15 protein-coding genes are annotated in these 23466 nt (G+C 69.9%); 7 read left to right on the top strand and 8 right to left on the bottom strand.

All coding sequences use genetic code 11. The annotated features are described in order from the left end of the window. From V5F61_RS20395 to V5F61_RS20370, 6 genes are all read right to left on the bottom strand, one after another. Window positions 1-4565: beta strand repeat-containing protein (locus V5F61_RS20395; RefSeq protein WP_393990510.1), on the bottom strand; the 4565-nt coding region annotated here is incomplete at its 3' end. A 647-nt stretch (window positions 4566-5212) separates the two neighbouring features. Continuing rightward, complete coding sequence (locus tag V5F61_RS20390; RefSeq protein ID WP_393990509.1) at window positions 5213-6421, bottom strand: TDT family transporter; 1209 nt, start codon at window positions 6419-6421, stop codon at window positions 5213-5215. Window positions 6422-6763: 342 nt separating this feature from the next. Then, complete coding sequence (locus V5F61_RS20385; RefSeq protein ID WP_393990508.1) at window positions 6764-8263, bottom strand: tripartite tricarboxylate transporter permease; 1500 nt, start codon at window positions 8261-8263, stop codon at window positions 6764-6766. Window positions 8264-8281: 18 nt separating this feature from the next. Beyond that, on the bottom strand, window positions 8282-8743 hold the full coding sequence (locus tag V5F61_RS20380; RefSeq protein ID WP_393990507.1) for a tripartite tricarboxylate transporter TctB family protein: 462 nt from the start codon (window positions 8741-8743) through the stop codon (window positions 8282-8284). A 78-nt stretch (window positions 8744-8821) separates the two neighbouring features. Then, window positions 8822-9796 (bottom strand): Bug family tripartite tricarboxylate transporter substrate binding protein, encoded by a 975-nt coding sequence (locus tag V5F61_RS20375; protein WP_393990506.1) that lies wholly within the window; start codon window positions 9794-9796, stop codon window positions 8822-8824. 70 nt (window positions 9797-9866) lie between these two features. Next, entirely contained in the window at window positions 9867-10532 is a 666-nt protein-coding gene (locus V5F61_RS20370) for an RraA family protein (protein ID WP_393990505.1), read from the bottom strand. Window positions 10533-10661: 129 nt separating this feature from the next. On the opposite strand from V5F61_RS20370, the gene V5F61_RS20365 reads away from it, so the two are divergent. Then, window positions 10662-11588 (top strand): LysR family transcriptional regulator, encoded by a 927-nt coding sequence (locus tag V5F61_RS20365; RefSeq protein WP_394104076.1) that lies wholly within the window; start codon window positions 10662-10664, stop codon window positions 11586-11588. Between the two features lie 143 nt (window positions 11589-11731). On the opposite strand, the gene V5F61_RS20360 is transcribed toward V5F61_RS20365, so the two are convergent. Further along, window positions 11732-12442: a L,D-transpeptidase gene (locus V5F61_RS20360; protein ID WP_393990512.1), complete on the bottom strand. Its 711-nt coding sequence runs from the start codon at window positions 12440-12442 to the stop codon at window positions 11732-11734. A 791-nt stretch (window positions 12443-13233) separates the two neighbouring features. Between V5F61_RS20360 and V5F61_RS20355 the strand changes: the two genes are divergently transcribed. From V5F61_RS20355 to V5F61_RS20330, 6 genes are all read left to right on the top strand, one after another. Next, window positions 13234-15528, top strand: coding sequence for a heavy metal translocating P-type ATPase (locus tag V5F61_RS20355; protein WP_393990503.1), 2295 nt, complete (start codon window positions 13234-13236; stop codon window positions 15526-15528). 131 nt (window positions 15529-15659) lie between these two features. Then, entirely contained in the window at window positions 15660-16373 is a 714-nt protein-coding gene (locus V5F61_RS20350) for a response regulator (RefSeq protein WP_393990511.1), read from the top strand. Then, entirely contained in the window at window positions 16370-17695 is a 1326-nt protein-coding gene (locus V5F61_RS20345) for an ATP-binding protein (RefSeq protein ID WP_393990502.1), read from the top strand. The genes V5F61_RS20350 and V5F61_RS20345 overlap by 4 nt, the downstream gene beginning before the upstream one ends. Before the next feature lie 87 nt (window positions 17696-17782). Continuing rightward, a complete protein-coding gene (locus V5F61_RS20340; protein ID WP_393990501.1) occupies window positions 17783-19411 on the top strand; it encodes an efflux RND transporter periplasmic adaptor subunit in 1629 nt (542 codons plus the stop codon). A gap of 9 nt (window positions 19412-19420) precedes the next feature. Continuing rightward, window positions 19421-22558 (top strand): efflux RND transporter permease subunit, encoded by a 3138-nt coding sequence (locus tag V5F61_RS20335; RefSeq protein ID WP_393990500.1) that lies wholly within the window; start codon window positions 19421-19423, stop codon window positions 22556-22558. A gap of 12 nt (window positions 22559-22570) precedes the next feature. Further along, entirely contained in the window at window positions 22571-22951 is a 381-nt protein-coding gene (locus V5F61_RS20330) for a hypothetical protein (protein WP_393990499.1), read from the top strand. Window positions 22952-23184: 233 nt separating this feature from the next. Here the strand turns inward: V5F61_RS20330 and V5F61_RS20325 are convergent. Beyond that, on the bottom strand, window positions 23185-23466 hold a 282-nt coding region (locus V5F61_RS20325; RefSeq protein ID WP_393990498.1), incomplete at its 5' end, for a hypothetical protein.

Raw genomic sequence — 23466 nt, 5'->3', positions numbered from 1 at the left:
AGCAGCACCAGCGTGCCGCTGCCGACCTGCCGCACCACGCCGCTGCCGGAGACGGTGCTGGAGAAGCTCACCGTGTCCGCACGGTTGAACACCAAGGCGCCATTGTCCACGATGTCGCCGGAAACCCACCCGCTGACGCCCCCATCGCCGACCTGCAGCGTGCCGGCCGCGATGGTGGTGCCGCCCGCGTAGCTATTACTGCCGGCGAGGGTCAAGGTGCCCTCGCCGGTCTTGGTCAGCCCGCCGCTGCCGGAAATGGCGCCGGAGAGGGAGAGCACCTGCCCGCCCGCGACCGCGAGCGTGCCACCGCCGGCAAGCTCCACCGTCCGCGCGCTCGAAAAGCTCGCGGACGCGGAGAGCGTCCCGCCCTCCAGGGCCACGCCGCCTGCGGCGGCGCCGAGGTTTGCATCCGCCGCCACCTGCACGATACCGCCCGCGAGAACCCGCGTGCCGCCGGCATAGGAATTCGCCCCGGCAAGGGTCAGCGTCCCCGTCCCCATCTGCACGAGGCTGCCGGTGCCGGAAATGGCGCCATCGAAGCTCTCGTCCCGTGCATGGTTGAAGGCGAGCACGCCATTGTTCGTCACGTTCCCCGCAAGGCTGCCGGAGCTGCCGCCGTCACCGAGCATCAGGGTACCCCCGCTGATGGTGGTGCCGCCGGTGAACGTGCTCGCCCCCGTGAGGATCATGGTGCCGGCGCCGGCCTTCACGAGGCCGCCGGCACCGGAGATGGCGCCGGCAAACGTGGTTGAACTCCCGTCTCCCCCGGTGGTGAGCACATAAGAGGAGAGGTCCACGCGCCCGGCGCCCTGGAGCGAGCCGATGGTCTCCGAAGCGCCGAGCGCGAGCGTGCCGGCCGCCTCGATGGTGACGGCGGACAGATCGGGAATGGCGCCGCCGCCGGTGACGAGCAGAGTGCCCGCCGCGATCTGGGTGGCGCCCCCATAGGTATTGGCGCCGCTCAGCGTGACCATGCCCTCGCCCTCGATGCGCAGGTTTCCGCTGCCGGAAACGGTGCCGGACACGCCGAGCGCCTGCCCTGCCGCCGCGCTCAGAACACCGAGGCCGCTCAGGGCAACATTCCGTGCGATATCGAAGGAGGCGCTGGCGGTGAGCCCACCGCCCGCGAGCGTGAGCCCCCCCCCGGCGGCCCCCAGCGCGCCATCGCTGCTCACCGCGACCCGCCCGCCGCTGATCCGCAGGCCGCCGGAAAAGTCGTTGATGCCGTTGAGCACCAGCGTTCCCGCGCCGATCTTCTCCAGCCCGTCCGCCCCCGAGATGGGAGCGTTGATGGTGGCGGTCACATCGTGCCCTTCCACCCAGAGCCGGCTGCCGCCGCCGATGACCAGGCCGGACCCGGAAACGCCAGCGTCCGCATTGAGCACATAGCCGTCGGTCACGAACTCGATCTTGCCGAAGGACTGGCCACCCGAAATGGTGACGGTGCCCGCGGTGCCGGTGAAAACGCCGGTCTCCCCGCCCCAGGGGTTTACGATGCCGTAGGCGGCTTCCGCCCAGGTGAGGCTGGAAGCCGTCCAGGTACCGGACCCGCCCAGCGCGCCGCCGCTCGCGGTCCAGAACTGGAAGGGGCTCGCATCCCTGAGCACCACATTGACCTGGCCGGCGGTGGAAGTGTCGATGGATGCCGTGTAGCCCGCCGGGGTCATCCCCAGCGCCACGCTGCCTGCGAGACTGCCGCCGTAGCTGAAGCCGCGATAGATGCCGGCGCCATAGGCCGGCAGGCCATCGACATTGAGCGTGCCACCCAGGGAGAGGTTTCCCAACACCTCCGCAACGCCCACATTCGCGCTGCCCCCAAGGGTGAGCACCGAAACGGCACCCGGCGCCAGGGTGAGCCCGCCCGCCGCGAGCGCGATGCCAGCCGGATTGTCCCGGCCGGTGACACCGCCGGACAGCATGCCGCCGCCGGCCACCGAGACGGTGCCCGCGATGGTGCCGAACCCCGTCAGCGTCGCGCCGCTGCCCACCGCCACCGCGGAGCTGGCGAGCGTGGCGCCATAAAGGGCCAGCGTGCCGGCGGAAACGGTGGTGGCACCCGTGTAGGTGCCTCCGGCGCTCAGCTCCAGAGTGCCCGGCCCCAGCTGCGCCAGGGCACCCGCGCCGGAAATCACGCCATCGAACACCACGGTGCCGGTGCGATTGAAGGCGAGGGTCGCGCCTGCGGCGACGGCCACGTCGCCGACGATGGAGCCCCCGGCATCCCCCGCGCCCACCTGCAGCGTGCCGGCGGCCACCGTGGTGCCTCCGGTGTAGGTGTTTGCGCCCCGCAGCACGAGGGTTCCCGCACCTTGCTGGACCAGCGCGCCGGCGCCGGAAGCCGCACCCCAGAAAGTAAAGACATCCGCCCGATTGAAGGCCAGCGTCGTGCCCGCGCCGGTCGCGACGCTGCCGAGAATCGAGCCACTGGTGCCGCCGGCGCCGATCTGCAGCGTGCCGGCCGAAAGCGTGGTGCCGCCGTCATAGATGTTGGCGCCGGAAAGCACGAGCGTGCCGCTGCCCTGCTTCACGAGCGCGCCGCCCGTGCCACCGGCCGTGCCGCCATTGGTGATCTCGCCCGAGAACACGGTGCTGTCGGCGGTGCCCACGGTCATCGCCTTGCCGCCGAGCCGCACCGCGCCGGCGCCGGAAAGATCGCCGATGACCGTTCCACCGCCGGCAAGGCCGCTGATGTCGAAGGCCGCGCCGCTGGCGACGCTCAGCGCCCCGCCCGCGGCGAGCGCGCCGCCGCCCGTGAGCGCGAGCGTTCCCGCGGCAATGGTGGTGCCGCCGCTAAAGGTGCTGGCGCCGCTGAGCGTCAGCCGGCCGGTGCCCTGCTTGACAAGCGCGCCGCCCGTACCGCCGCTGAGGCCGCCATCGGCGATCGTGCCGCCAAAGCCCCAGAAGCCCGCCGTATCGATGGTGAGCGCGTTGCCACCCAGGCTGACCGCGCCTTCGCCCGCCAAACTCCCGGCCGTGAGCCCCGCGCTCATGGCGGAAATGTCGAGGACCGCGCCGCGCCCGACCGTCAGGTCGCCGCCTGCCGCGAGCCCCGCGGAGCCGGCCAGAGCGAGCGTGCCGGCGAGCACATTGGTGCCGCCGGTGTAGGTGCCGCCCGCGGCGAGGACGAGCACCTGCTCCCCCTCCTTCACGAGCCCCCCGGTGCCGGACACTACCGAAGTCAGCATGACACCGTTGCCGTTGGTGTCGAACCGGCCGCCGGAGGCGCCGATGGTGATGGCATTCTGAAGCGTCATCGCGGCGTTGAACTGCAGTGTCCCGCCGTTCACAGTGAGCGCGCCGGAAGGATCTCCCAGGCTGGCATATGTCGCGATGGCCAGCGTGCCGCCGCTGATGGTCCATGGCATGGCGAGCGCGCTCGTGCCCGTGAGCGTCCAGAGGCTGGAGCCCACCTTCTCGAAGAAGCCGAAGCCCTGATATTGCGCGCTGCTTCCGACCGCAGAGACGTCGAAGGTCCCGGCGCCGGCCCCGCCCAGGCGCAGCCGGGCTTCACCCCCCGCCACCACATTGCCGACGATGGTGGAGCCGGGCTGGATCTCCAGGATATTCACGCCGTCACCAAAGGTGATGGCATTGACCCGTGTCACCCCATCGCCTGAGAGGCCACCGGTGATCGTTCCGCTGTTGATGACCGTGAGGTCGCCGCCGGTTATGCCCGCTCCGCCCGTGCCGGGCGCGCCCGAGGGGCCTTGGAAATGCCCGAGGGCGCTGCCCCCGTCTCCGCCCGCCGCGCCGCTGCCGCCGGTGATCGAGCCGGAATTCACGATGGTGTTGCCGCGCACGGCGAACCACAGGCCGATGCCACCGCTTCCACCGTCGCCGCCACCGGTGTTCGCGCCACCGCCGGCGCCGCCAGCGCCACCGGCGCCAGCCGTGATGCTGCCGGAGTTCGTGAGCGTATTCCCGGCGCTGGTGAAATACACGCCGACGCCGCCGTCTCCACCCCCGCCACCATTCGAGAGACGGGTGTGGATCAGGCTGCCGCCGGAACTGTCTCCACCGCTGCCACCCGCTCCCGCGCTGATGGCGCCGCTGTTCGTGCTGGCCCCGCTCCCGGTGCCGATGGCACCATAGCCGCCCGCGCCGCCACCGCCACCGCTGCTGGCCTCATCGAAATTAACGGCATCGCCGCCGGCGCTGCCATCGCCGCCGCTCAGGGCGCCGCCATTGGAAAGGGTTGCGCTGCCGAGGCCGTTTCCATTCTCCCCTCCGGCACCGCCATTGCCGCCATAGCTGGGGCAGTGGGGCGTCGTGATGCAGCTTGTTCCGCCGACGCCGCCCTGCCCGCCCCCGGCGCCACCACCACCGCCGCCGCCGTTCGGCTCCTCGAAGCGCGATTTCGCCGCCTTGCCGTCCTCTCCCTTATAGCCCTTGCCACCCGCGCCACCCAGTTTATGGCTGCCGGCGTCACCACCCGCCCCACCATCAGCCCAGGCCACGGACGATCCGATGGCGACGAGGGCCGTCGTGACGAGGAGGATGCCTGCGACACGGGTCCTGGCAGCACGAGAGGACGGCTGGCACAGCGCGATGGGGAAAAGGCGCATGGGTCCTCGGCTCGGAAGCGGGCTGCAGTTTTGCCACAATTCGCCGGATATCAGATTCAGCCATGTCTTTACAGACAAACAGCGCGCCCGCTCCCAATCCCCAAGGCAATCTTTCGGCTATGCTCCCGCCTCTCCAGGTGGAAACACCGCGCGGATGGCTTGAGCGCGAGGAAACTGCCGGATGCACGGCGGCCGGAGCCGCCCCCGCCTTTTTTTGGCCCTGACGGCTATTCCCCTCCCCGCCACGCCCGCTTCCGTCGAGATGTATCGATCGACCTTGGACCCTCGCCCCCGGGCGGGCGCCATGCTCCTCGCCGGCAGTTCAGCAGCCTGATCCCGCCCTCGGCCGACGACGCAACTTCCAAACGCCGGCACAAACTCAACGCTGGATAAGACCTGGAGGCCACCTCAGTCCTCCGGGCCACACGAGGATGAGCGGCTAACGGGGCAATCGGCAGAACCGTGCAGATCGGCCCGCCCCGTTCTGCGTGTGATCCGGCACCGTCTGCGCCGCCCGCTCGCGCACCCCGGAGGCTGTGTGTTTGCCGCCTCGCCCGTCATGGCTCCGCAGCCCTGGGACTTGCAGCCATCGGCCACCCAGGGCGGGTTCAGTGAAGCGCCTCGATCCAGATTACTGGGCGCCGGCGTTAGTTCGGCCTGTCGGGAGCCGATGCGTCCTGCGCGGAAGCCATTTTCGGCTGCAGCTCGATGGGCGCGATGCCGGAGACGAGGCAGGGCGAGAAGAAGAGATAGCCGCGCCATGCGCCATGGAGCGTGCGGGACATCACCAGCAGCCAGAACCCCGCCAGACAGACGATAAGGACGCCGCCCGCCACATGGAAGAAGACGAGATGGGTGGCCCGCGCCAGCGCGAGGGTCGCAAGCGAATAGACGCCGAGCGGGAAGGTGAAGGCCCACCAGCCGATGTTGAACGGCATGCCCTCCCGCGTGTAGCGCAGCGTCTTCAGGATCGCGAGCATCAGCCACCAGGCGCCATAGCCCCACAGGATGGTTCCGCCGATGATGCCGATGCCGAGCCCGACCTCCCCCAGGATCGGCACGTCCCTGGCCGCGAAGAGCGCCGGCCCGTTGCCTCCCAGCAGAAGAAGACCGAGCGCGCCCGTGCCAATGGGGCCGAGCGCCAGCCAGGAAGAAGCCGCCATGTCACGCGTGGGCAGTTTGTAGAGGATCAGGCGCAACAGAAGGATCACCAGGATGCTCATGGCGATGGGCACGGAAAAGGCCCACAGGGCATAGCAGATGATTTGAATTGCGTAGCCTTCAGCGGGATCCAGAAGCGGCACGAGAAGCGCGCCGGACGCAGCCGCCACCTCGGACGCCACGATCGGCAGCAGCCAGACTGCCGTCATCTTCTCCAGGCTGTGCTCCTGGCGCGTGAACATGAGGAAGGGGATGAGCAAGCCGCAGGCGATGGCCATGATCACATCCAGCCACCACAGCCCATGGGCGATGCCGAGAGCCGCCTCGCCCCACATGGGAATGCCGAAGGCGAGGAAGCCATTGATGATGGTGGCAAGGCCCATGGGAATGGCGCCGAAGAACATGGACACCACGGGGTGTTGGAAGATGCGCTTCGCCTCGTGGAAGAAGAAGACCCAGCGCGCCGTGTACATGCAGCTGAGCAGGAGAAAGAGCGCGATGTTCATGAACCAGAGGGCGCGCGCCAGCTCGTGGAGGCCAGGAACGTTCATCGGGAATTGGTTGAGGGCCAGGGCGAGCACCCCTGTCCCCATGGTGGCGCCGAACCAGTTGGGCGTAAACTGGCGCACCATCTCGCGTAGATTTCCAGCCGGTGCCGGCCCGGTCGGGATAGCGATGGAAGAGGTCTCGGCCACGACGAAACTCCACAGGTCTCGGCCCATGTTCCGAGCCAGGCCCCCGTGCCATATCCCAGATCCAAGACATTCACATCATACGAATGTAACTGAATGCACAGTTCAGGGCGTTCTGGCGAAATCGAGAGGCGCGAGGATCCACGTTCAATCCGAAGGCGTGGCTCACCTTTGGCGCGTCGCGGGCCGTCGCCCCCGCGGCTGTACTTGTGTCCCATGTATCTTGACCGACGCGCCTTCTGGTTACGCATCCAGATCGAGTTCCGGCTGATATTGCCGCGCCGCTCTGCGCGATGCCCTTGCCCTCCGCTCACCGGGTCGCCCTGAAGCGCCCGCTCTTCCGGCCTATTCCGCGAAGGCCTCGCTGCGGGTGCGGCGGATGGCCGGCAGCATGACGACGACGGTGCCCGCCGCAGCCACCAGCAGCAGAGCCGCGCTCGCGGGGCGGGTGAGGAAGATGCTCACGTCTCCCCCGGACAGCAGCAGAGCCCGGCGCAGGTATTCTTCCATCATAGGCCCCAGCAGCAGGCCGAGCAGCAGCGGCGCCGCCTCCAGCCTCAGCTTGGCGAAGACGTATCCGAGCACGCCGAAGGCGGTCATCATGTAGATGTCGAAGGTGCTGCCGGAGAGGCTGAACACGCCCACCGCGCACAGCATGAGCACCGCCGGGTAGAGCCGCCGGTAGGGCACCGCCACCACCTTCACCCACAGCCCGATCAGGGGCAGGTTCAGGATCAGCAGCATCACGTTGCCGATCCACATGGAGGCGATGACGCCCCAGAACAGCTCGGGCTGGTCCACCATCATGGAGGGGCCGGGCTGGATGCCCTGGATCATCATGGCGCTGATCATGAGCGCCATGACCGGGTTGGAGGGGATGCCCAGGGTCAGCATGGGGATGAAGGAGGTCTGCGCGCCGGCGTTGTTGGCGCTCTCCGGCGCGGCCACCCCTTCCAGCGCGCCATGGCCGAACCGGCCGCGATTGGGGGAGATCTTCTTCTCCACCGAATAGGCCGCGAAGGACGAAAGCAGCGCCCCGCCCCCCGGCAGCACGCCGAGCAGGGAGCCGAACAGGGTGCCGCGCAGGGTGGGGCCGATGCTGCGCCTGACATCGTCGCGGTCGAGCCACAGCCCACCCACCCGGTGGGGCGGCGCAGTGGGGGCCTCCACGTGGTCGAGATTAGCCATGATCTCGCCGAGGCCGAACAGGCCCATGGCGACCACCACGAAGCCGATGCCGTCGGCAAGCTCGCTCACCTGGAAGGTGAAGCGCTGGGCGCCGGAGTTCACGTCGGTGCCGACCAGCCCCAGCAGCAGGCCCAGCACCATCATGCCGAAGCCGTGCAGCAGCGAGCCGTTGGCGAGCAGCACCGCCGCCACCAGGCCGCACAGCATGAGCGAGAAATACTCCGGGGCGCCGAAATGGATGGCGATCTCCGCCAGCGGCGGCGCGAACAGGGCGATGAGCACGGTGGCGATGGTGCCGGCCACGAACGAGGCGATGGCCGCCACTGCCAGCGCCTTGCCGGCCTTGCCCTGGCGGGCGAGCTGGTGGCCCTCCACCGCCGTGATGACGGAAGACGATTCCCCGGGCAGATTCACCAGGATGGCTGAGGTGGAGCCGCCATACTGCGCACCGTAGAAGATGCCGGCGAGCATGATGAGCGCCGTGTCCGGCCGCATGCCGTAGGTGAGCGGCAGCAGCATGGCGATGGTGGGCACCGGCCCGAGCCCCGGCAGCACACCGATGAGCGTGCCCAGGGTGACGCCCACGAAGCAATAGATGAGATTGTCGAGCGAGACCGCCGTCGAGAAGCCGAGCGCGAGGTGGGACAGGAGATCCAAGGGGTGCCCTCCGGGCGATCAGCGGAACCATCTGCCGACGAGCGGCATGGGCAGGCCCAGCCCCACCACGAACACCAGCACGCACAGCACGATGATGATGGCGCTGGCGGCGAGGGTCGCGAGGTCGGGCCGGCTCTCCCGGCTGGCCGCGCCGCTGACGCCGAGCAGCACGGCCAGCGCCATGACGAGCCCGGCCCGCTCGAGCAGGAAGGCGAAGCCCGCCACCGACGCCACCACGAAGGCGGCGGCGCGCAGGTTCAGCCGCGCCATCGCTTCCGCGGGGCCTGTGAAGGAGAGCGCCACCGACGCCGCGCCCACGGCAATGAGCACGAGCGACAGCGCCGCCGGCAGGTAGCCCGGCCCCATCTTGGCGAGCGTGCCCATGGGATAGGCGCGCGAGAGCAGCAGGAATGCCAGCCCGAAGGCGATGTAGATCAGGCCGATCACGAGATTGCGGCCGTTCCGGATGGCTGAGCGCATGGACTGTCCTGCCGCGAGGGGGCGAAGCCCGACCGCGGCGCGGACGGGCTTCGAGGAGGTGCCGGACGCCGGCCGGGCTCAGTTCTCGGAGATGTTGGCGTCGCGGGCGGCCTTGGTCCAGGTGGCGACCTGGGATTCCACGAACACGCGCAGCTCATCCGGGGTGGAGCCCACCGGGCTCGCGCCCACGTCGGAGAGGGCCTTGCGCACCTCCGGCTCGGCCAGCACCGCCTTGGTGGTGCGGTAGAGCTGCTGGACGATGGGCTCAGGGGTGCCGGCGGGCGCGAACAGGGCGGTCCAGCTCGTGAAGGCGACGCTCGGATGCCCCAGCTCCGCGGTGGTGGGCACGTCGGGCAGGAGATCGGTGCGGGTCGCGCCGGTCACCGCCAGCGGCACCAGCCGGCCGGACTTGATGAAGGTGGGGGTGCTCGGTGCGGAGGGGATGGCGAGGGTCGCCTCGCCGCCCACCACGGCCGCCACGGCCTCGGCCGGGCCACGATAAGGCACATGGGTCAGGTCGATGCCGGCGCTCGCCTTCAGCAGCTCCCCGGTGAAGCGCGAGCCGCTGCCGTTGCCGGCGGAGGCGAAGGTGAGCTTGCCCGGCTCCGCCTTGGCGCGCGCGATCAGCTCGTTCAGGGTGCGGATCTTGCTTTCGGGGCTGACCGCGATCACGAGCGGGGAGTCCGTGATCTGTGTGATGGGCGCGAAGTCCTTCAGCGGATCGTATGGCAGCGTCTTGAAGATGCCGGAGTTGAGCCCGTGGGTGCTCACTGAGCCGACGAACAGGGTGTAGCCGTCGGGCTTGGCGCGGGCCACGCGCTCGGCGCCGATAATGCCGCTGGCGCCGTTGCGGTTGTCGATCACCACCGGCTGGCCCAGCGCCTTGGAGAGCGGCCCGCTGATGGCACGGGCCACGATGTCCGTCACCGAGCCCGGCGACTGCGGGACGACGATGGTGACCGGCTTCTGCGGATAGGCCTCCTCCGCCATGGCGGAGAGCGGCAGCAACGCGGCAAGGCCGACCGCGGCAACAAGGCGAAGGGGAAACGTCATCTCGGGGAACCTCCTGGGAGGGACACGGGGGGCGTGTCGAGGCCGAATTATCGGGACGGATCTGGCGGGATCAGAGCTTGGCGAGGGCCTCATCCACCCAGCCGCGCGGCCAGGTACCCTCCCGGATCTGCGCCGCCCATTGGTGCTCCACCTCGGCGTGCTTCAGGGCATCGGCGATCACCTGGGGCGCGTCGGGGCGGGGCAGAACCAGCACCCCATCGGCATCGCCGATGACGAGATCGCCGGAGGCGACGGAGAGCCCGCCCGCGGAAACCGGGAAGCCGATCTCGCCGGGGCCGCTCTTCCAGGGGCCATTGGGGGTGACGCCGCGGGCGAACACCGGGATCGGCAGGCTGGCGAGCCCGGCACGGTCGCGGATCGCGCCATCGATGATGATGGCGGCGATGCCGCGCGAGGCCGCATAGCGCCCCATCATTTCGCCCAGGATGGCGTTCTCCACCGCGCCGCCGGCGTCGCAGACGATCACATCGCCCGGCAGGGCGGTGTCGAGGGCCTTGTGAAGGAACAGGTTGTCACCGGGCCGCACCCGCACCGTGAAGGCGGGGCCGGCGAAGGCGAGCGCGGCTTCGGAATAGTTGCGGAAGCCGTCGGGGAACGAGAACAGGCGGTTGGAAACATCGCCCACCACGGCCACGGGAATGCCCTTGGCAGCCGTCACCACTTCCGTGGAAATCCGCTCGAAATTCAGGCTGATACGCCCGCCCGGCCGCGCCATCTCTCACTCCTCGATGTCAATGATGCGTCTTATATCTACAAAAAACATCTTGATAGTATTGTTTCAAGGGATAAAAAGCCATGCCATCATATTCGTTTTTTTCATAATACGTGCAATATCTGTTATTTTATGGGAGAGGAGGTCCGCGCGGTGCAGGTGACGCTGAAGCAGATCGAGGCGGTCTATTGGGTCCATGTGCTCGGCGGCTTCGCGGCGGCGGCGCGGCGGCTCAACACCACCCAGTCCACCATCTCGAAGCGGATCGCCGAGCTGGAGCACCAGTGCGGCCTGGAGGTGCTGGACCGCCACGCCCCACCCGGCACCCTCACCCTCAAGGGCCGGGAAATCATCGGCGATTTCTCCGCCATGCTGCGCCTGCGCGAGCGCATCGAGCTGACCCTGGGCAATACCGACACCTACAGCGGGCGCCTGCGCTTCGGGGTGACGGAAATGGTCGCGCTCACCTGGCTGCCGGCCCTGCTGGCGGCGGTGAAGGAGGTCTATCCGCTCATCACGCTGGAGCCGCGCATCGATGTGGTCTCGAACATGCTGCCGCAGCTCGCCCGCCATGCGCTGGACCTCGTGCTCGGCCCCCTCCCGCAGGGAAGGGTGGACTGCACGGTGGTGGAGCTGAGCGGTCTCGATTACGCGTGGATGGTAAGCCCCCGCGTGCTGGAGGCCGGAGCTGGCAGGGAGGCGCTGGCTGGCCTGCCTCTGCTCACCTATGCGGAAAACTCGCTGCTGCACCACCGCATGCGCGACGCGCTGGTGTCCCTGGGGCGGGGCGATGCCAAACCCATCACCTGCAACTCCATCGTCGCCCTGGCGGAGCTGGCGCGGGCGGGGCTCGGCGCCACCTACATTCCCCGCGACTATTTCCGGCACTTCCTCGATGCCGGCGACCTCGTCGTGGTCGACACCGGGCCCGACCGCCCGCTGCAATATGCGGCCTTCCACCTGGGCGACCCGGTCTGCCGCAGGGTCAGCGAGATGGCGCGCCAGGTCTGTGACTTCAACGCCCCGACGCCGCTACGCGGGCCGGCGGCAAAGGCATAGCTCCACGCCGGCAAGGGCGCACCTCCCCGGAGCCGGCGGCCCGGCCAGGGGCGACGCAACCTCCCGTTTCCCCGCCGACGCTCAGCAGGAGCCGTTTCGCCCAGGCCTTGAGCACTCGAGCCAAACGTTCAATCCTGCAGGCCCTATGCCGGCAGGACGACGACCTTCGTCTTCACCGGGGTGCGCGAGTAGAGGTCGATCATGTCCTGGCTCAGGAGACCGACGCAGCCGCTGGTGACGCCGGTGCCGATCGATTCGGGATCGCTCGTGGCGTAGATCGTGTAGAGCGTGTAGGTGCCGTTCTGGTAGAGATACAGCGTGCGGGCGCCGAGCGGGTTTTCGAGGCCGCCAGGCATTCCGCCGGCGTATTTGGCCGCCTCGGGCTGGCGCTTGATCATCTCCTTGGGAGGCGTCCAGGTGGCCCATTCGCCCTTGCGCCCGACATAAGCATCACCGCTCCAGAGGAACCCCGCGCGGCCCACATTGGCGCCATAGCGGGTGGCTACGCCCTCTTCCTCGATGCGGTAGACATAGTAATTGGCGGGATCGACAATAATCGTTCCGGGCGCTTCCTTGGTTTCGTAGCGCACCGTGCGACGATAATATTTAGGATTGACCTTGCTGACATCCACCCCCGGGATCGGGAACTTCTCGGTAGGCACCGGCCCGTAGAGCTTCTCCGCCTCGGCGACGCTCATGCCGTCGAGTGTCCCGCAGCCGGCGAGACCCAGCGCGCCGAGCCCCATGGCGGAACCGAACAGAAACGACCGGCGGCTGAGCGCCCCCGCACGAAGCCCAGGCGAGCCGACCTCGTCAAGTTCGCCGGCCGCGGCGTTCCCACAGTCCATGTTCATGATCTGGCAGTTTCCCAATGTCCGGTTGCTCGGCGGGACATATTCCGGCAGGCACCCGCCGAGCGCCTTGCCGGGCGGACATTGCCGCCACGCGGCGCGACTGGCAAGCGTGGCCGTTCGCGGCACGAGGCCTGCGGCCTGCCACTTCCGGCGACAACCGCGCGGTCTCAGTCGCGCTGGCCTCGACCAGGACATCCAGGTCATGACATCCGCCAGGCCGGCGGCACCACCGCTCCTCCGCGGCCGGGACGCGCCAGGCGCGGTCGATTCGAGATTTGCCGGCACCGGGGCGATGCGTGGGAAAATCCCGCGCCGGCCGTGTGATCCTCACCAATCGCCCTTCAGCACCTGCGGTAATCGCCCATGCCCCTCTGCGGCGGGTTCCGGGTTCTGGAAATTCAAAGGCATGTCGCGCGCCCCGCCGGTAAGTGAGAACGGTTCACGGCTTGCGAGGAACGCGCTTCGAGCCGGCTTTCGGCGCTTCCGCGGGGAAACGATCCGCCCCTAAGCCCTGGAAGCCTCGCCACTGGAGTCGGGCGCCGCCATCCGTGCAGCGATGCAACGACGCGTGGCTGGCGCAGGGCGAGCACCGGCCCGGACCGCATGACGCGCCCCGGTATGCGGGTCCAGGGCACCTCGCGCGATCAGCACACCACTTCACATTCTCGTGATGCAGACAACCTCTCTATGTCGCACAACGAGGCGATCGAGCGCGCAACCGTGCCATGGCGAGCGCGGGACCATCGCATTAAACTCCCCTGCGGCCGTGCGGGCACGGCCATGGGGGTCGGATGGGACATCTCCTCGACGCGCGCGTTCTGCGCTGGGGCCTCGCGGGGATCGCGCTGGGCAGCCTCATCGGCGGCATGGCCGCATGGGGGCTCGGGCACCCGACGCTCGCCGCCCGGATCTGGGCCGGCGGCACGCTTCCCGTTATCGCCTGGCTCGCCGTCTCCATCGCGAGAGATCTCGCCGCCGGGCGCCTGGGCGTGGATGCGGTGGCGCTGCTGTCCATGGGCGGCGCGGTCGCGCTCGGCGAGAATCTCGCGGGTTCAGTCATTGCCGTAATGTATGCCGGCGGGAATCTGCTGGAGGACATCGCCGTCGCGCGCGCGGAGCGGGACCTGCGGTCGCTGGTCGATCGTGCCCCGCGCATCGCCCACCGTCGTGATGGCGACGCCATCACCGACATTCCCGTGGAGACCATCGCGGCCAGCGACCTGCTGGTGGTGGATGCCGGCGAGGTCATTCCCGTGGATGGCCTCCTCACCACCGACTCCGCCACGCTGGATGAGGCCGCCCTCACCGGCGAGCCCCTGCCCGTTCGCAAGACGCGCGGCGCGCTGGTGTTCAGCGGCACCATAAATGCCGGCGAGACCTTCGAGATCCGCGCCACCGCCGTCTCCGGCGACAGCACCTATGCGGGCATCGTCCGGATGGTCACGGCGGCGCAGACGGCCAAGGCCCCCTTCATCCGCCTCGCCGACCGCTATGCCCTGCTGCTGCTGCCGGCGACCCTGGCCCTTGCCGGGCTGGCCTGGGCGCTTTCGGGAGACGAAGTCCGCGCCCTGGCGGTGCTGGTGGCCTCGACGCCATGCCCCCTGATCCTGGCGGCCCCGGTGGCGTTCATCGCCGGTGTCGCGCGGGCGGCGCGGCTCGGCATTCTCGTGAAGGGCGGAGCGGCGCTGGAGGCCCTGGCCCGCACCCACACCGTGGTGCTCGACAAGACCGGCACGCTGACGGTGGGCGGCGCCCGCCTGGTCGCCGTGGAGACCGCCTCCGGCGAAAGCCCGGATGAGATCCTGCGCCTCGCGGCCTCCCTGGAGCAGGCCTCGCACCATGTGGTGGCGGCGGCCATCGTCTCCGCAGCCCGTGGGCGGGGCATCGCGCTCGAACCGCCGGAGGGCGTGCACGAGACCATGGGGTCAGGCCTCGAGGGCCACGTGGGCGGAAAGCTAGTGAAGGCGGGCTCCTATGACCTCGTCTGCGGCGCCCTCCATCCCGAGCCCTGGGCGCAGCGGGCGCTGAGGCGGGCCGCCTGGCGATCGGCCCTCAGCATTTTCGTGTCGGTGGACGGCAGGGCGAAGGGCGCAATCCTGCTCGCCGACGAGCTGCGGCGGGAAACGCCGCACGCCATCCAGTCCCTGCGGGCGGCGGGCGTGAAGCGGATCGTCATGCTGACCGGCGACAATGCCGAGGCGGCGGAAACCATCGGCGCCGCGCTGGACCTCGATTCCGCCCTCGCCAACCGGAGCCCCGGCGACAAGCTTGAGGCGATCACGGTGGAGCAGCGGCTGAACCCGACGCTGATGGTCGGCGACGGCATCAACGACGCGCCGGCCCTCGCCGCCGCCGGCGTGGGCATCGCCATGGGCGCGCGCGGCGCGAGCGCCTCGTCCGAAGCGGCGGACGCGGTCATCCTCGTGGACAGGCTGGATCGGGTGTCGGACGCGGTGGCGATCGCCAAGCGCACGCGGCGTATCGCCATGGAGAGCATCGGCGTCGGCATGGGGCTTTCAGGCATCGCCATGATCGCAGCGGCCTTCGGCTGGCTGCCGCCGGTGGCCGGCGCGGTGACCCAGGAGATTATCGACGTGGCGGTCATCCTCAACGCCCTGCGTGCCCTGACGGCAGGCCATGGCCTCGGCCGTCGCGCCCTGAAGCCGGCGGTCACCCTGGCTCTTCAGGAGGACCATCGCGGGCTGGAGGCGACCCTCGACCGGATGCGGGAGATCTCCGACGCCCTGGACGACGCCACCGGAGCTCCCGCCGTCGCCCTGATCCGCGAGGCGAGCATGCTGGTGGCCACCAGGATTGCCGTCCACGAGCGGCGGGACGAGGACAGCGTCTACCCACAGCTGCGCGCCACCGTGCACGACGGCGACGGCCTCGCCGCCATGAGCCGCGCCCATCGCGAGATCCTCCATCTCGCCCGCCTGCTGAATCGCCTCGCGGAAGGCCTGTCCGCGTCCGATGCGGACCGCTACCTGATCCGCGACGCGCAGCGTATGGTGGAATCCATCGAGGCGCTGGTGCGCATGCACAATGCGCAGGAGGAGGATATCTACGAGAACGCCACGGCCTGAGCACGCCGCGCGCCATCACCATGGAGCGGAGGGCAAGCCACTTGGCTGAACCGACGCCATCGAATGAAGCAGCGCTCCCCGTGACCGCTCCTCGAAGGACGCCTCAACCCAGAGCGAGACCTGTGTCCCCCGTGCTCCCCGAAAGCCATATCCTCATTGTCGACGACGACGCCGAAATCCGCCGCCTCGCCGGCAAATTCCTGCGCGACAACGGGCACAAGGTGACGTCGGCGCAGGATGCGCGCGAGATGCGGGAGATCCTGGCCGCGGGCCCGGTGGACCTCATCATCCTCGACATCATGCTGCCAGGCATAAGCGGGCTCGATCTGTGCCGGGAGATCCGCCGCACGTCCGAGGTGCCCATCATCATGCTCACCGCGCGCGGCAGCGATGTCGACCGCATCGTGGGGCTGGAGCTGGGTGCCGATGATTACCTGGCCAAGCCCTTCAACCCGCGCGAGCTGCTGGCCCGCATCCATGCCGTGCTGCGGCGCATGCGTCCGGCCAGCGGCAGCACCGCGGCCGGCGGCGCCCGGCTCGCGTTCGCCGGCTGGACGCTGGATCCGCGCGGCCGAGAGCTGACCAATCCCGACGGCGCGGTGGTGGACCTCTCCACCGGGGAATACGACCTGCTGCTGACGTTCCTGGAGCATCCCCAGCGGGTGCTGACCCGCGACCAGCTCATGGATGCCGCCAAGAACCGCATCGCCACCGGCTTCGACCGGGCCATCGACATCCAGGTGAGCCGGCTGCGCAAGAAGCTCGACGCCCATGGCGGCGCGGAGATGGTGAAGACCGTGCGCGGCGCCGGCTATCTCTTTTCCCCCGAGGTGCACCGCTCGTGATCCGCGCCCTCGACAGCCTCGCCGTGCGCACCGCCGTGGTGGCGGTGCTCGGCATCGTCGTGGTGCATGTGCTCAGCCTGTGGACCTACGAGCACGCCATGGAGAGCGAGCGCCATGCCGCCCACGCCATGCGGCTGGCCGACCAGCTGACCTCGCTCCGGCGCACCCTCGCGGCCGCCCCGCCCGAGCGGCGGGAGGAGGTGGCCCATGAGCTGTCGGGCGGGGCCATCGACGCCCATTGGAGCCGGCAGGTGATGGCGGTGGCGGGCCCCGGCGCGGCGGGTAGCCAGACGCGTCTTGCCGAGGAATTGCGGGCCCTCGCACCGGATATCGGGCCGGCCGACATCGTGGTGGGGAGCGGATCGGACCCGCACCTCAGCCTCATCGCCCTGCGCCTGCCCGATGGCAGCTGGCTGAATACCAGCCTGTTCTTTTCGGCCCCCACGGCGGGCGGCGCCCATGGCTCGCTCCTCTCAACCTCGCTGATGGCCGCCGGCGTGCTGCTTCTGTCGCTGGCCATCGCCGCGTGGCTCACACGCCCGCTCCGCGCCATGGCGCGCGCCGTCGCCGCCCTGCCGCCCGATGCGCCCGCCACGCGGCTGCCGGAGAACGGCCCGCGGGAGGTGCGCGAGCTGGCCCACGCCTTCAACGGCATGCAGGCGCGCATCGCCCAGCTGGTGGAACGGCGCACGCAGGCCCTCGCCGCCGTCTCCCATGACCTGCGCACACCCATGACGCGGCTCGCCTTCCGGCTGGAGGACGTGCCCGACCCCACACTGCGCGCAGCCATGGCTGCCGACGTGGCGGAGATGGAGCAGATGGTGGAAGCGACCCTCTCCTACCTGCGCGGCGAGACCGCCGCAGAGCCGGTGCGCGCATTCGATCTGGTGGCGCTGGCGGAGACCATCGTGGACGATGCCCGCGACCGCGGGCGCCCTGCCGACCTCTCAGCGCCGCCGCGTCTCGTGATCGAGGGCCGCCGCCTCGGCCTCAAGCGGGCGGTATCGAACCTCTTGGAGAATGCCCTGGCCTATGGCGGCGCGGCGCACGTCACCATCGCCGAGGCCGGCGCCGAGGCCATCGTGACGGTGCGGGACGACGGGCCTGGCATTCCCGAAGACCAGCTCGCCACGGTTCTCGAGCCCTTCGTGCGGCTCGAGGAATCCCGCAGCCGCGCGACCGGCGGCGTGGGGCTCGGCCTCACCATCGCCCATGGCGCCGTGGTCGCCCATGGCGGCACGCTGACCCTCGCCAATGGCGAAGGCGGCGGGCTGGTGGCGACCATCAGCCTGCCGCGCGTCCAGCATCCCGCGCCGGGCTGAAACAAACTGATACAGAAGCGATACGCGCGGTGACAGCCGGCGCGTTATCAGCCTCCCCTACCGAATTGCGAACGGACGGGTCGAGGCATGGCGTTCCATCTGCCGCGCAGAGCAGTCACCGGCCTCGGCGCCGTGGCGCTGGCGACGGCCGCCATTGCGCACGAGGGCCACGACCATGGTGCCCCGCCGCCGCCCCAGCCGGCCACCCTCTCCCCCCGCACCGAGGCGGCGTCGGCCGACTTCGAGCTTGTCGCGGTGCTGCGCGACAGCGTGCTCGCCATCCATCTCGACCGTTTCGCCGACAATGCGCCGGTGGAAGGCGCCACCATCGAGGTGGACACGCCCGCGGGCACGCAGGCAGCGCAACCGGCGGAGCCGGGCACCTATGTGCTTGCCGCGCCGTTCCTCGCCGCGCCCGGCTCCCACGACCTCGCCTTCACGGTGACGGCGGGCGGAACGCTGGACGTGCTCCTCGCCACGCTGACCGTCCCCGCGCCGACGGCAGATGCCAGTGCGCGGCCGGTGGTGCCGGCCGCGCTCGCTCAATGGGGGGCGCTGCCCGTGGGTGTTCTGGCCGGTGTCGTCATCGGCTTCATCGCCGGTGCGCTCGCCATGTCGCGCCGGCGCCGGATGAGTGCGCTCCTCGTCCTCGGATCGCTCGGCGCAATACTGGCCGGCGTGCCGCAGCACGCCTGGGCCGCCGATGCCGCCAGGCCCGCGGCGCGCGATGCGGCGCAGCGCCTGCCGGACGGCTCGGTCATCGTGCCGAAGCCGAGCCAGCGCATCCTCGGCGTGCGCACCGTCGTCACCGCCTCCGGCGCGTTCGCCCGCACGCTGGAAATGCCGGGCCGCGTGGTGCCGGACGCCAATGCCAGCGGCCTGGTGCAGAGCACCGTGGGCGGGCGCCTCGCGCCGCCGCCCGGCGGCTTCAGGCCCCTCGGCGCGAAGGTCGAGGCCGGCGAGATCCTCGCCTATGTGCACCAGCCCATCGGCGCCTCCGACCTCAAGGACCTGGAGCAGCAGGGCTACGAGCTCGACCAGCAGATCGCCATCGTGAAGCGCCGGTACGAGCGGCTCTCGGCCATCCCCGACGCCGTCACCCGCCGCGAGGTGGAGGAGGCGGAGATCGAGCTGAAGGGCCTGACGACCCGCCGCGCGAAGCTGGAGCGGGTGCAGCGCGAACCGGAGGCCCTGCGCGCCCCGGTCCCCGGCGTCATCGCCGCCGCCGACGCTGTGGCGGGGCAGGTGGCGGAGCCGAACACCGTGGTGTTCCGCATCCTCGATCCCGCCCGCCTGTGGGTGGAGGCGCTCAGCTTCTCCCCCGACGCCGGGCGCTCGGGCGCCCAGGGGCGCTTCGCCGACGGCCGCGTGGTCTCGCTGTCCTATCTCGGCGCGGGCCTCTCCGACCGCAACCAGGCGGTGCCCGTCCAGTTCGCCGTAACCGGCGAGGCGGCGGGGCTGCGGCCGGGCCAGTTCCTCACCGTGCTCGCATCCTCCGGCGCCCCCCGTGCGGGGATCGCCATCCCCCGCGAGGCGGTGGTGCGCGGCGCCAACGGGCAGGCCATCGTGTTCGAGCATGCGAGCGCCGAGCGCTTCGTGCCGCGCGAGGTGAAGACGGAGCCGCTCGACGCGTCCCGCGTGCTCGTCACCGCCGGGCTGGAGCCGGGCCGCCGGGTGGTGAGCGCGGGCGCCGAGCTCATCGACCAGATCCGCTAGGGCCGGCCGATGTTCACCTTCCTCGTCACCCAGTCCCTGCGCAACCGCCTTTTGGTGCTGGCCATGGCCGTGGTGCTGGTGCTCTACGGCGCCTACGCCGTCACCCGCCTGCCGGTGGACGTGCTGCCGGACCTCAACCGGCCCACCGTCACCATCATGACCGAGGCGGAGGGCCTCGCCCCGGCGGAGGTGGAGCAGCTCGTCACCTTCCCGCTGGAGACGGCGATGAACGGCCTGCCCGGCCTCATCCGCCTGCGCTCGGTCTCGGGGGTGGGGCTCTCCGTGGTCTATGTGGAGTTCGACTTCGGCACCGACATCTTCCGCGACCGCCAGCAGATCGCGGAGCGCCTCGCGCTGGTGCGGGACCGGCTGCCGGCGAACGTCTCCCCGCAGATGGGGCCCGTCAGCTCCATCATGGGGCAGATCCTCATGTTCGCGGTGACCAGCGACACCGCCACCCCCATGGCGGTGCGCGAGGCCGCGGATTTCGTCATCCGCCCCCGGCTGCTGGCCATTCCCGGCGTGGCGCAGGTGATCCCCATGGGCGGGGAGGTGCGGCAGTTCCGCGTCTCACCGGACCTTGCCGCCATGCGTGCCTTTGGCATCTCCCTCGACGCGCTGGAAAAGGCCCTCCAACAGTTTGGCACCAATTCCGGCGGCGGCTTCGCTGATCACAGCGCCCGCGAGGTACTGATCCGCAATATCGGCCGCACGCTGAGCCTCGACGACCTGAAGAACCTCGCGCTGCCGCGCCCGGCCGGCGGCACCGTCTTCCTCCACCAGATCGCGCAGGTGGACTACGCCGCCCGCCTCAAGCGCGGCGATGCCGGCTACATGGGCCGGCCGGCGGTGATCGTCTCCGTGGAGAAGCAGCCGGAGGTGGACACCATCGCCCTCACCCGCGCGGTGGAGGAGGCGGTCGCCGATCTCAACCGCACCCTGCCCGACGGCATCCGCATCTCCCAGCCCGTATTCCGGCAGGCGGACTTCATCTCCGCCTCCATCGGCAATGTGGAGAAGGTGCTGATGGAGGCCATGGCGGTAGTGGCGGTGGTGCTGTTCGCATTCCTGCTGAACTGGCGCACCACCCTCATCTCGCTCACCGCCATCCCGGTGTCGATCCTCACCACCGCCATCGTGTTCCACGCCTTCGGCCTCTCCATCAACACGATGACGCTGGGCGGCCTCGCCATCGCCATCGGCGAATTGGTGGACGATGCGGTGGTGGACGTGGAGAACATCTTCCGCCGCCTGCGCGAGAACGCCGCCGCCGCAGTGCCCAGGCCGGTGTTCGACGTGGTGGTGGCGGCGAGCCGGGAGGTGCGCTCGGGCATCGTCTATGCCACCCTCATCATCGTGCTGGTGTTCGTGCCCCTGTTCGCGCTGCCGGGCATCGAGGGGCGGCTGTTCGCGCCGCTGGGGCAGGCTTATATCGTCTCCATCCTCGCGAGCCTTGCCACCTCCATCACGCTGACGCCGGTGCTGGCCTATTACCTGCTGCCGGCGCTCAGCCGCCATGTGGAGCGCGACGGCGCCCTCGTGCGCGGCCTCAAGGGCGGATACGCGGCGCTGCTCTCCGCCGCCTTCCGCTACCAGCGCCTGGTGATGGCCACGGTCTGCGTGCTCTTCCTTGCCGCCCTCGCCTCCGCCGCCGGCCTGCCGCGCGCCTTCCTGCCGGCGTTCAACGAGGGCTCGCTCACCATCTCCATGTCGTTCAAGCCGGGGCTTTCCCTTGCCGAGAGCCACCGCATGGGCCTCGTCGCCGAAAAGCTCATCCAGGAGGTGCCGGAAGTGAAGGCCGTAGGCCGCCGCACCGGGCGCGCCGAGCTGGACGAGCATGCCGAAGGCGTCCACGCCTCCGAGATCGAGGTGGATCTTGCCCCCTCCGCCCGAAGCCGGGCGCAGATCACCGCCGACATCCGCGATCGCCTCGCCGTCCTGCCGGCCGCGTTCAACGTGGGCCAGCCCATCTCCCACCGGCTCGACCACATGCTCTCCGGCGTGCGCGCGGAGATCGCCCTGAAGCTGTTCGCAGATGACCTCGACACCCTGCGCACCACGGCGGAGGACCTGCGCCGGCGCCTCGCCGATATCCCCGGCCTTGTTGATCTTCAGGTGGAGCGGCAGGTGCGCGTGCCCGAGGTGACCGTGCGCGTGGATTACACCCGCACCGCCCTCTACGGCCTCCAGCCGGCGCAGGTGACCGATGCGCTGGAGCGGCTTTCCAATGGCCGCGTGGTCTCGACCCTGGTGGACGGAAACCGCCGGTTCGAGCTGGTGCTCCGCCTGCCCGATGCCGATCGCACCGCCGAGGGCCTTAAGGTGCTGCTCATCGAGACCCCGGCGGGCTGGGTGCCCCTCTCCGAGCTGGCGGAGGTGCGGGAAACCGATGGGCCCAACCAGATCCTGCGCGAGGGCGGGCGGCGGCGCATCGTGGTGCTGGCCAACACCTCCGGGGCGCGGGACGCGGCGGCCATCATCGCCGACATGCGCGGGATCATCGCGGCGGCGGCGCTTCCGCCCGGCGTCTCCACCAGCCTCGAAGGCACCTTCGCGGCCCAGGAGGCCTCCATGCGCACCATCGGCACGCTTTCGGCGGTGTCGTTGCTCATGGTGTTCGCCATCCTCTACAGCCGCTACCGCTCGGTGCTGTTCGCGCTCGTCATCATGGGCAGCGTGCCGCTGGCGCTCATCGGCGCCGTGCTGGCGCTGTTCATCGCCGGGCAGCCGCTCTCGGTGGCGAGCATGATCGGCTTCGTGACGCTGACCGGCATCGCCGCGCGCAACGGCATCCTGAAGATCAGCCACATCATCAACCTCGCCGTCGCGGGTGGCCTGGAATTCGGCCCCGGGCTCGTGGCGCGAGGAAGCCTGGAACGGCTGACGCCGGTACTGATGACCGCAGCTTCCGCCGGCATCGCCCTCGTCCCACTGCTCGGCGGCGCCGAGGTGCCGGGCAAGGAGATCCTGCATCCGGTGGCCATCACCATCTTCGGCGGCCTCCTCAGCGCCACGCTGCTGGATGCCGTGCTCACCCCCGTCCTCGTCCTGCGCTATGGCCGCCGCCCCCTGGAGCGGCTGGTGGCGGCCGCGCGCGAGGCGGGCCCGCCCCCCACCGCCCCGGCCGCCCACGCCGACGCTTTCTGAACGGAGCCCACCATGACCTCACGCCGCGTCCTCCCGGCGCTTACGCTTCTCGCCCTTCCCATTCTGGCCGCATCCGCCCAGGCCCATGAGCCGGGCGTCGGCGCCCATGGCGGCGTGCGCGTGGATGCCGGCCGCTACCACGCGGAGCTCGTGGTCGACGGCACCCCCGCCGTCTTGCTCTATCTCAGCGACGGGACGGAGAAACCGGTTCCGGCCGAGGGCTTCAAGGCGAACGCCATCCTGGTGGTGGACGGCAAGGCCCAGCGCTTCCCCCTCGCGCCCGTGGATGGCAACCATCTTGCCGGAACCGCCCCGGTGGCCGTGCCGAAGGGGGTGAAGGGCGCCATCCAGATCACCACGCCGGACGGCGCCTCGGCCCAGGCAAAGTATTGAAATCCCGATAGCCGCCCCGGCCACAGGCGCGGCCTGGGCAATAGCCCCGTTGGCCACCCCCATGTTTTTGGGCTGGAAGGTGACGTTCACGTGCGGGACTGTGGCGAGCCGCGCAATGGAAGCGCCCGATCCCTCGGGGCAGGCATCGTCCACCGCAGAGAGGAAATCGCCCCCCAGCCCGATCCGCGCAACGAGAGGAAGAACGCCCGCCAGCGCTCCGGCATACGGATGCTTCATCGGACGCCCTGCGACTCCATGCTCTCCGAAAAAACCTGTAGCAGCAGCACTTTACGCGAATTCGGACCAGGGCCGCGGCACTGGTCCCTTCCGACAGGCGCTGGAAGCACAACATTCCGCATGTTGCCTGCGGCCATGCGGCAGCCCTCCATGCGCGACAGCAAAAGGACGGCGCGGTCCGCGCCGTCCTCCGCCATGCGCTGCGAAAGCGCACCATCGCAGTGACCCGGATGGCGACCAGAGGTCGCCCATCGCATCAGGCCAACAGGTTCCGAGCC

It is taken from the genome of Xanthobacter sediminis (assembly GCF_043195015.1).
Taxonomy (GTDB): domain Bacteria; phylum Pseudomonadota; class Alphaproteobacteria; order Rhizobiales; family Xanthobacteraceae; genus Xanthobacter.
Note: the sequence above shows the minus strand (reverse complement) of the source record. Positions and strands in the feature narration are given on the sequence as shown.

Excerpts from the sequence above, each read along its gene's own strand:
- V5F61_RS20375 (WP_393990506.1), bottom strand. The coding sequence starts at position 9,796 with ATGACGTTTCCCCTTCGCCTTGTTGCCGCGGTCGGCCTTGCCGCGTTG.
- V5F61_RS20360 (WP_393990512.1), bottom strand. The coding sequence starts at position 12,442 with ATGAACATGGACTGTGGGAACGCCGCGGCCGGCGAACTTGACGAGGTC.
- V5F61_RS20330 (WP_393990499.1), top strand. The coding sequence starts at position 22,571 with ATGACCTCACGCCGCGTCCTCCCGGCGCTTACGCTTCTCGCCCTTCCC.
- V5F61_RS20355 (WP_393990503.1), top strand. The coding sequence starts at position 13,234 with ATGGGACATCTCCTCGACGCGCGCGTTCTGCGCTGGGGCCTCGCGGGG.
- V5F61_RS20370 (WP_393990505.1), bottom strand. The coding sequence starts at position 10,532 with ATGGCGCGGCCGGGCGGGCGTATCAGCCTGAATTTCGAGCGGATTTCC.
- V5F61_RS20365 (WP_394104076.1), top strand. The coding sequence starts at position 10,662 with ATGGGAGAGGAGGTCCGCGCGGTGCAGGTGACGCTGAAGCAGATCGAG.
- V5F61_RS20335 (WP_393990500.1), top strand. The coding sequence starts at position 19,421 with ATGTTCACCTTCCTCGTCACCCAGTCCCTGCGCAACCGCCTTTTGGTG.
- V5F61_RS20340 (WP_393990501.1), top strand. The coding sequence starts at position 17,783 with ATGGCGTTCCATCTGCCGCGCAGAGCAGTCACCGGCCTCGGCGCCGTG.
- V5F61_RS20380 (WP_393990507.1), bottom strand. The coding sequence starts at position 8,743 with ATGCGCTCAGCCATCCGGAACGGCCGCAATCTCGTGATCGGCCTGATC.